General features: G+C 54.9%; 5 protein-coding genes, 2 rRNA genes and 1 pseudogene. 5 read left to right on the forward strand and 3 right to left on the reverse strand.

Features of this window, described 5'->3' with window-relative positions; genetic code table 11:
• Positions 1 to 15 precede the first annotated feature (15 nt).
• A pseudogene (locus tag HNQ64_RS21485) lies at positions 16 to 1,468 on the forward strand (L-lactate MFS transporter).
• An 81-nt stretch (positions 1,469 to 1,549) separates the two neighbouring features.
• Positions 1,550 to 3,061 (forward strand): anthranilate synthase component I, encoded by a 1,512-nt coding sequence (gene trpE / locus HNQ64_RS21490; RefSeq protein ID WP_184212700.1) that lies wholly within the window; start codon positions 1,550 to 1,552, stop codon positions 3,059 to 3,061.
• 95 nt (positions 3,062 to 3,156) lie between these two features.
• On the opposite strand, the gene HNQ64_RS21495 is transcribed toward trpE, so the two are convergent.
• A complete protein-coding gene (locus HNQ64_RS21495) occupies positions 3,157 to 5,229 on the reverse strand; it encodes an FAD-dependent oxidoreductase (RefSeq protein ID WP_184212664.1) in 2,073 nt (690 codons plus the stop codon).
• 128 nt (positions 5,230 to 5,357) lie between these two features.
• Between HNQ64_RS21495 and HNQ64_RS21500 the strand changes: the two genes are divergently transcribed.
• From HNQ64_RS21500 to HNQ64_RS21510, 3 genes are all read left to right on the forward strand, one after another.
• Positions 5,358 to 6,083 (forward strand): ATP-grasp domain-containing protein, encoded by a 726-nt coding sequence (locus HNQ64_RS21500; RefSeq protein ID WP_184212666.1) that lies wholly within the window; start codon positions 5,358 to 5,360, stop codon positions 6,081 to 6,083.
• A gap of 128 nt (positions 6,084 to 6,211) precedes the next feature.
• Complete coding sequence (locus HNQ64_RS21505; RefSeq protein WP_184212668.1) at positions 6,212 to 7,180, forward strand: efflux RND transporter periplasmic adaptor subunit; 969 nt, start codon at positions 6,212 to 6,214, stop codon at positions 7,178 to 7,180.
• Positions 7,177 to 7,737, forward strand: a complete 561-nt coding sequence (locus HNQ64_RS21510) for a helix-turn-helix domain-containing protein (RefSeq protein ID WP_184212670.1) — start codon at positions 7,177 to 7,179, stop codon at positions 7,735 to 7,737. Before HNQ64_RS21505 ends, HNQ64_RS21510 begins: the two co-directional genes overlap by 4 nt.
• Before the next feature lie 268 nt (positions 7,738 to 8,005).
• Here HNQ64_RS21510 and rrf read toward each other — a convergent pair.
• A 5S ribosomal RNA gene (rrf, locus tag HNQ64_RS21515) occupies positions 8,006 to 8,121 on the reverse strand.
• 129 nt (positions 8,122 to 8,250) lie between these two features.
• Positions 8,251 to 8,387: ribosomal RNA gene (locus HNQ64_RS21520) — 23S ribosomal RNA — on the reverse strand; the annotation flags it as partial.

Raw genomic sequence — 8,387 nt, forward strand, 5'->3', positions numbered from 1 at the left:
TAGAACAGGCAGCGCATGTCCTTCCTCTCCCGCGACGCCACCATCGCCGGCCCGGGTTTCTCCCGCTGGCTTGTTCCTCCCGCCGCTATCGCTGTACACATGTGCATCGGCCAAGTGTACGGCTTCAGTGTATTTAAGAAACCACTAGCCAAAGTCCTGGGCATCACAGTTCCTGGGGCCGGCGACTGGACCGAGGCCGATGTCGGAGTGGCCTATTCCATCGCCCTTGCTCTACTAGGCCTATCTGCGGCAGTCTTTGGCAAATGGGTGGAGCGCAGCGGCCCACGGAAAACGATGGTCGCCAGCATGATCTGCTTTTGTAGTGGCCTGATACTCGCGGCCTTATCGGTCAAATTTCATCAACTTTGGTTGCTCTATGCTGGGTATGGCATCATCGGCGGCATTGGCCTCGGGCTAGGCTACATTGCGCCCGTATCCACCCTCATGAAATGGTTTCCTGATCGGCCCGGAATGGCCACAGGGATGGCTATCATGGGTTTTGGGGGCGGGGCTCTCATTGGCGGGCCCTTGGCAGAGGAGTTGATGGCCCGATTCACCTCCCCCACTTCGGTCGGGGCTATGGAGGCTTTCTTAATCATGGCAGGGCTTTATGCAGTCATGATGCTTTTTGGAGCCTTCATCGTTCGTGTGCCGCCAGAGGGCTGGAAACCGCAAGGTTGGGTGCCTAAAGCCCAAACTGACAAGCTGGTGACCACTGCCAGTGTGGCCGTGGATACGGCCTGGAAGACGCCTCAGTTTTGGCTTCTTTGGGTCGTGCTTTGCATGAATGTTAGCGCAGGCATCGGCATTCTCGGCCAGGCCTCGCCGATGATTCAGGACATGTTCAAAGTCACTCCCGCCGCTGCGGCAGGTTACGTCGGTCTGCTGTCACTCTGCAATTTAGCGGGCCGCTTCTTTTGGTCCTCCATGTCGGACATCATCGGGCGGAAGGGCATCTACTGCATCTATTTCATTCTCGGAGCCGGGCTTTACCTCAGCGTGCCATGGACTCAGGGCCAGGGCAGTGTGACTCTCTTCGTCATCGCCACCGGGCTTATCCTCACCATGTATGGCGGCGGATTCGCCACCATCCCAGCCTACTTGCGAGATCTCTTTGGCAGCTACCAAGTCGGAGCCATCCATGGCCGACTCATTACTGCTTGGTCCATGGCCGCCATCATCGGGCCTCAACTGGTGGACCGTCTCTCCGTCGCCAACAAAAAAACCATGCCTCCAGAGCAGGCTTACAATTCCATTTTTCACCTGATGATTGGCCTGCTCACGGTCGGCCTCTTGGCAAACCTACTCGTCCGTCCGGTGGATGCTAAACATCACGTCAAAACCATCGCCTGATTGCCCCATGAAAGCTATCCTCATCTGGCTCGTCGTTGTGATTCCTCTCTCTTGGGGCGTGACTAAATCCGTCCAAAAATCTCTCCCGCTCTTCGGCATTGAGGTGAAAAAGTAAGCGCCCCGTCCCCACATCCTATAGGGAAAGGCGGTTGCAGGGCCACACGGCTTCTTTATGGTGGCCGCCCTCTCTCCCGCCATGTCTGCCCCGCATCTCCAGCCTGATCTGACCACCTTTCGCACGCTCGCACAGAAGGGCAACCTTGTGCCAGTGGTCGCAGAACTGACGGCCGATTACGAGACCCCGCTGTCCGCGTTCCAAAAGATCCACGATGGCCGCTGCGGCTTCCTGCTGGAATCTGCCGAGCTTACCCAACATTCAGGCCGTTACAGCCTGCTCGGTAGTTCTCCCCGCATGATCTTCACCGCCAGAGGCAAAGAGATCGAAATCGAAGAACGAGGCAAGGTCCGCACCTACACCACCAACACGGATCCCCTGGAAGAGCTGAAAAAACTCATGGCCCCCTTCCAGCCTCTAGAGTCCCACCCTATCCCCGTTTTCCACGGGGGTGCAGTCGGTTACCTAGGCTACGACATGGTGCGCTTTTTCGAGCCCACCCTGGCCCCACCGCCCAAGGATGAACTGGGCCTACCCGAGATGGTGTACATGATCACAGACACCGTCATCATTTTCGACCATCGCACCCGCCGCATGTCGCTGGTGGCCAATGTCCACACCGATGAACACACCAGTCTAGAGGAGGCCTACACCTGGGCCCAGCAGCAGATTGCGACGCTCATGGAGAAGCTCTCCCAGCCGCTCGCGGTAAAGCCACTGCAGACCATCGCACCCGTCACCTCGGAGCAAATGCCCGCCCCTGTCAGCAATACTACCCAGGCGGAGTATGAAGGCATGGTGCTGAAGATGAAAGAATACATCGGCGCGGGGGATATTTTCCAAGGGGTGCCCTCTCAGCGATTTGAGACCGACTACACCGGCACCCCTCTGGATCTCTATCGCGCGCTGCGCCATGTGAATCCCTCCCCCTACATGTTCTGCCTTCAGTTCCCGCAGGGCTTCTCGCTTGTGGGCAGTTCTCCGGAAGTGCATGTAAAATGTCTCAATGGCCGCATCGATATCCGCCCCATTGCGGGCACCCGCTGGAGGGGGAAAACACGCGCCGAAGACGATGCCCTGGCAGATGAACTGCTCAATGATCCCAAAGAGCGCGCCGAGCACATCATGCTGGTGGACCTCGCCCGTAACGATGTGGGCCGGGTAGCCGAATATGGCACCGTCAAGGTCAGTGACCTGATGATCATCGAACGTTACAGCCACGTCATGCACATCGTCAGCAATGTGGACGGTCGCCTTCATGAAGGCAGAGACGCCTATGATGTCATGCGGGCTACCTTCCCCGCCGGCACCGTCAGCGGCAGTCCCAAAGTCCGCGCCATGTCCATCATCAACGAGGTCGAAAAAAGCAAACGCTGCGCCTATGCCGGTGCCGTGGGTTACTTCGGCTTTGATGGCAACCTCGACTCGTGCATCGCCCTGCGCACCTGCGTGCTGAAGGATGGCAAAGCCTACGTCCAGGCAGGTGCAGGAGTGGTGGCAGACTCTGACCCGACCTACGAGTACCGTGAGACTGTCAACAAAGCCACCGGCATGTTACGCGCCATCGAGTGGGCACGCCAGTTAGGAGCCTGAGTTTGGACTGTCTAAAGTGACCTGCTTTAGGGTATGAAAAAGGGGCTTGTGTGTGATGCACAAGCCCCTTTTCTTTGACCCTTTTTGTTAACCATTCACTTCACTGGCAACCACTGCACCGCATCCACAATGACGTGACCTTTTGTGCCTTCATTGCTGATCTCGACCCAGCTAGATTTACCCGCCTCAAAGGTGAAGCTACCCACAGGTTGAAATCCATTTTCGCCATCCGGCTTTTTTTTCTGATTCAGCGTCACCTTGGTTTCGCCTTCCGCGTGATGAATGGTCACGGGCACAGCCGCAGCTCGGTTGGCTAGCGCACTGTAAGCAATGGCGATTTGATAGCGACCGCCTTTAACCAGTGAAGGAGTAAAGCGAGCGCGGCTCTTGCCTTTATTCTCGTCATTGTCATGGCGATAGCCCTGCTCCACGAAGCCGGGCGTGGTATGACCTTCCGTCTCAAAGCCTGTCAATTCCGCATCGTTATCATCCAACACGATCCCGGGTAAACTTGCCTTTTTGAAGGAACTCACCTCAGGGATCGGTGGGGACTCAAAGTCCAGCATTTGGCCATCCTGCAACAAACGCTCCTTCAGCTTCTCATAGTCAATGCCCTGGACAGTCGTCCCTTGCTCAATGGCATGCACCGCAGCCGTGGCAGCGCTCTGACCTGTGACCATGAAGACAGGCTCCATGCGGATGCTGCCATAAGAGATGTGGCTGGCGCTGAGGCAAATCGGGACCAGCAGATTGGTGCATTCAGAAGCCTTGGGACGAATGCTGCGATAGCTGATGGGGTAAGGGCGGCTGCGCACCTGCACATCCCCTTCGTTTCTCACAAAACCTTCCTTCGTGACATAACGCTGGATGTGGTGGCTATCCATGTTGTAGGCGCCCATGCCAATGCTGTCCTCGACGACTTCCAGGCGCTTGCAGTTCTTCTCCGTCATCACGTAGTCGCCGATCATGCGCCGGGCCTCACGCACGTAGAGCTGGCGCGGGAAATTGTCGTTATCGGTGAATTCATCCTTCGCCAGCCCCAGCTTTTGGAAAGCAGCCTGAATGTTCTTCGGCACACGTGGGTGGTGAGCATAGGTCCACATCAGTCCCTTCTGCCAGTCTTCATGGGCTTTCCAAATCTTCGCCCGCGTTTCATAATCGGCCTCCGGATAGTCCCAGTTTTGACCGATAAAATCGGTGCTGATGGCAAAGTTATTATTCGTGTCTGTCTTGCGATTTGGCATCCAACCCGGTGCCCAGGAAATGCGTTCGTCCCCAGCTTCGACATTACGCAGCGCCAGCTCAAACCAGCGCTCATCGTAATTCTCAGGCTTTTCCCAATCGCGTCGATTCGCCGCATCATCCGTCGTGCACATGCGGAAGTTGTACGCCTGCACCTTGCGGTCTCCGCTGAATTCGACACCTGGGTCTTTTTCAATGCCAGGCAACAGCCCACTGCTAGGATCTCCCGGTTTGACATACGGGTCCACATTCTTCGTGAACTGATGGCTGTGGCTATGCCCCACCTGCACACCATTGAGTTGTTCTCCGTAAACACTGTTCGCCTCACGACCGACGTGATACTTCACACCCGCTTTGGCCATCAGATCACCCTCGTAAGTAGCGTCAATGAACATAGGACCGATGAATTCGCGGCCGCTTTCCATGACGATTTTGGTGATTTTCGTCCCTTCTTTCACCACGCCTTTTTTGAGATCCAGACGCTCCCCCTTCACCACCGTCACACTGCCTTCCACAGGCTTCAGCATGGCGTCATAAATTTCGGAAGCAGCATGGGGTTCAAATGTCCACATCGTGTCTTCGCTGCCCGTGTTGCCATGGGGTTTGCGGGCAAAGTAAGCTTCGCGAGTTTCCTGCTTCCACTTAGAAGCGTCGTTATAATATTTGAAGACATTCGCGTAAAACTCGCGCGACATGCCGCCAATGGCTTTTTTATTGCCAATGTCCGTAGCTCCCAAGCCCCCCGTGGTCAGCCCACCGAGGAATTGGGTAGGCTCAATAAGAATGGCCTTTTTCCCCATGCGAGCCGTCTGGATCGCCGCGGTGATCCCGCCCGAACTGCCTCCATAAATGATGACGTCCGCAGAATCCGCCGCAGCCAACAGCGACGGTAAAAGGAGAAAAGAAGCAATGAAAGAACGAGTCATGGTGAGCAGAGAATGGCGCGGTGAACCAGCAGAATCTTTCAGGCAAGTGAGCGGAAAGGCCATTTTACCGCGGGCTTTTGAACTCTCCGCGTTTGCTCCTGATGCAGACAGCGAGTAGCTACGTTGGGATGCGTGCATACGTCCAAAAGCATCACGGCGAGTTTACCAACATCAATACATTGACGGCATTCCTTGGATTCCGTGACAAGGGCTATGAGGTGCGTTTTTTTGAGTTTCACGAGATAGATCTTCTTGAACTCAGCGCTGACACACCTGTCGCCGGCGGCATTCCTGTCGTGGTGGCGGCTCTTGCCCGCCTCGGTATTGCAGTTCCTGAGTTGTCCTCTATACCATCGGTGTTGGAATCGTTCGCAGGGCGCAAGGTCTGGGCATCAACCATGCAGCAGGCCAGGAATCTCGTCGCGGAAGGAGCTTCTATTTTCGTGAAACCCGTCCCAGCAGACCGAAAGCTATTCGCAGGGGCTGTGTTTCGCGAATTCAGAGATACGATTGCAACGGCTCACGTTCCTCCGGAATACCCTGTTGTGTGTTCCGATGTAGTTGAGTTTGTCTCCGAATACCGTGCCTTTGTGCTAGATGGAGAAATTCTGGATCTCAAACATTACAAAGGCGATTTTCGAGTCTTCCCTGACGTCAGAGTGGTGGATAACGCAGTGTCAGCTTATAGGGCGGCACCGGCTGCATACGGCATTGACTTTGGAGTGACAACGGATGGGCGCACCTTGTTGGTGGAAACCAATGAAGCTTACTCTCTTGGCTGTTACGGATTGACTCCCATCTTCTATAGCACCTTGATTGAAAGGCGTTGGCATGAACTCAATGGGACAATTTAGATCTGGGGAGCCCTATGCTAACTGCCAATAATTTTCGGTAGTAATGTAGAAGCAGGTGCCTACCAGTTGAGGATTTTTGATCCTGGCGCAGGGTGAGGCGTATCCTGAGACAGCTTCCGGTTTCCTTCATGAACATCTTCCCCCTCGTCGTCCGTTATGGCACCATTGCTGTCGCCGTTTTCGGCGTGTTCAGCATGACTCAGGTGTTGGATCAAATCCGCGCTCAGGAGACGGCGATCCCGCCCCCACCCGTGAAGCCTCCCGAAAAGCCAGTGGGCACACGCTTGGCTGCTACCGGCATCATTGAGGCCCGTGAAGAAAATGTAGCCATTGGTACCCCCATCGCGGGATTGGTGACGAAGGTCCTGGTGAAGGTAAGTCAGCAGGTCGATAAGGGCGATGCTTTGCTGCAACTAGATGACCGCGAACTGCAGGCACAACTGATCCAGGCCCAGGCCTCAATCGCGGTCAATCAGGCCCAGCTCGATGTTGCGCTGGCCCAGAAGCTCAAGGTTCAGGACAATCTGGATCGCCTCAAATCCATTACAGATCAGCGTGCCGTGAGTCAGGATGACGTGAGGAACCGTAGCAATGACCTCACGGTCGCCCAGGCACAGGTAGGCTCCGCCGAAGCGCAGCTCGCAGCCGCCCAGGCGGATGTAAAACAGATTCAAATGCTCATCGAGCGCCTCACCATCCGAGCCCCCCGCCCTGGCACCATCCTTCAAGTGAACATCCGTGAAGGAGAGTTCGCCTCCATTCAAAATCGCTTGGCTGCCATGATCCTCGGTGATTTGGACAAGCTGCAAATCCGTGCCGATGTGGATGAACAGAATGCCACGCAGGTCCGCAAGGATGAAGATGCAGTCGCTTATGTGAAAGGTGATTCGAAATCAGCCTTACCTCTGAAATTTGTTCGGATTGAGCCGTTCGTTATTCCCAAACAATCCCTGACGGGAGCGAGCACGGAACGCGTGGATACCCGAGTCCTGCAAGTCATCTATGAACTCTCAATCCCTGAGGGAAAACAGCTCTATGTAGGCCAGCAGGTGGATGTAATGATAGGCGGCGAAAAAGCAACCCCGCCCAAGTCATGAACCTGGTCGAACTCGCTCAACGGCTGCGGCAAACCCGCCTCGATAAAGGCCTCACGTTGGATGAAGTTGCCGCTGCGTCTGGAGTCGGCAAAGGCATTCTTTCCAAGGTGGAAAACTTTCGAGTGACCCCCACCCTGCCGACTCTCGCTAAACTCAGTGAAGCGCTCGGGGTGAAGCTCTCCGTCTTATTGGATGGTCTAGATGCCCGACCTCGTATCAGTATCGTGCGACGAGATGAAAGGAAGTTGATCGAACGCGACCGCACCCAGTCCAACATTGACTATGAATCCCTGGCACATCGGCGGGCGGACCGCGCCATGGACCCATTTGAACTGCGTATTCCCGCACATGGGGGGCGAGTCGAGGCCATGCCTCATGAAGGAGAAGAATTTTTGATCGTGCTGGAAGGTAAAGTCGCCTTTGAGTTCGATCAAGAGACCTACCAACTGGAAGCTGGCGATAGCCTGTATTTTGACGCAGAGACCAATCATCGGCTCTTCAATGAAACTGCCACAGACGCACGTGTGCTCTGCGTCTTTCTTGGACGGCGCTATTAACTAGCGGGCTAGAGGTGATCTCAAAATGATCACTCAAGTCTTAATCATTGCCTTAATAGAAGAGTCGTAACTTTGAGCGCGGACGGAAATGAAGCCCTATCGACAGGCGGGCTAGTCCGGCGCAGTTGATGCTAAAATCCTATCGAAGTCACCACTGGGTAATCTCTCTTTCGAGGGTGTGCTATCCTTCAGAGGCGAGTCTTTGGGATTTCACGAGACACGAGAGCAAAAAAACCCCCTTCTTCATTGCTGAAGAGGGGGGTTTATAAACTGGCGGCGACCTACTTTCGCAGGGCCTATCGCCCAACTATCATCGGCGCAACAGCGTTTCACTTCCGTGTTCGGAATGGGAACGGGTGGTGCCACTGTGCCATGACCACCAGACTGCTGACCAGATCTTCGTCTGATCAGTGTGTCTGAGGGCAAGGAACTTTTTGAAGTTCCCTGACAACTGCATACAGGGGTAAAAACAATTTCGGTAAGCCAGACGGTGTGTCTGATTTGAAATGGAAGCAATGTAAGACAAACGGATGATTAGTATCTCTAAGCTGAACACATTACTGCGCTTGCACCCGAGACCTATCAACGTGGTAGTCTTCCACGATCCTTCAGGGAAAATTAATCTTGGGATGGGCTTGGCGCTTAGATGC

The sequence above is a fragment of the Prosthecobacter dejongeii genome, assembly GCF_014203045.1.
GTDB classification, from domain to species: Bacteria; Verrucomicrobiota; Verrucomicrobiia; order Verrucomicrobiales; family Verrucomicrobiaceae; genus Prosthecobacter; species Prosthecobacter dejongeii.

Bases quoted from the DNA above. Each gene is read 5' to 3' on its own strand.
- trpE (WP_184212700.1), top strand. From the start codon at position 1,550: ATGTCTGCCCCGCATCTCCAGCCTGATCTGACCACCTTTCGCACGCTC.
- HNQ64_RS21495 (WP_184212664.1), bottom strand. From the start codon at position 5,229: ATGACTCGTTCTTTCATTGCTTCTTTTCTCCTTTTACCGTCGCTGTTG.
- HNQ64_RS21500 (WP_184212666.1), top strand. From the start codon at position 5,358: ATGCGTGCATACGTCCAAAAGCATCACGGCGAGTTTACCAACATCAAT.
- HNQ64_RS21505 (WP_184212668.1), top strand. From the start codon at position 6,212: ATGAACATCTTCCCCCTCGTCGTCCGTTATGGCACCATTGCTGTCGCC.
- HNQ64_RS21510 (WP_184212670.1), top strand. From the start codon at position 7,177: ATGAACCTGGTCGAACTCGCTCAACGGCTGCGGCAAACCCGCCTCGAT.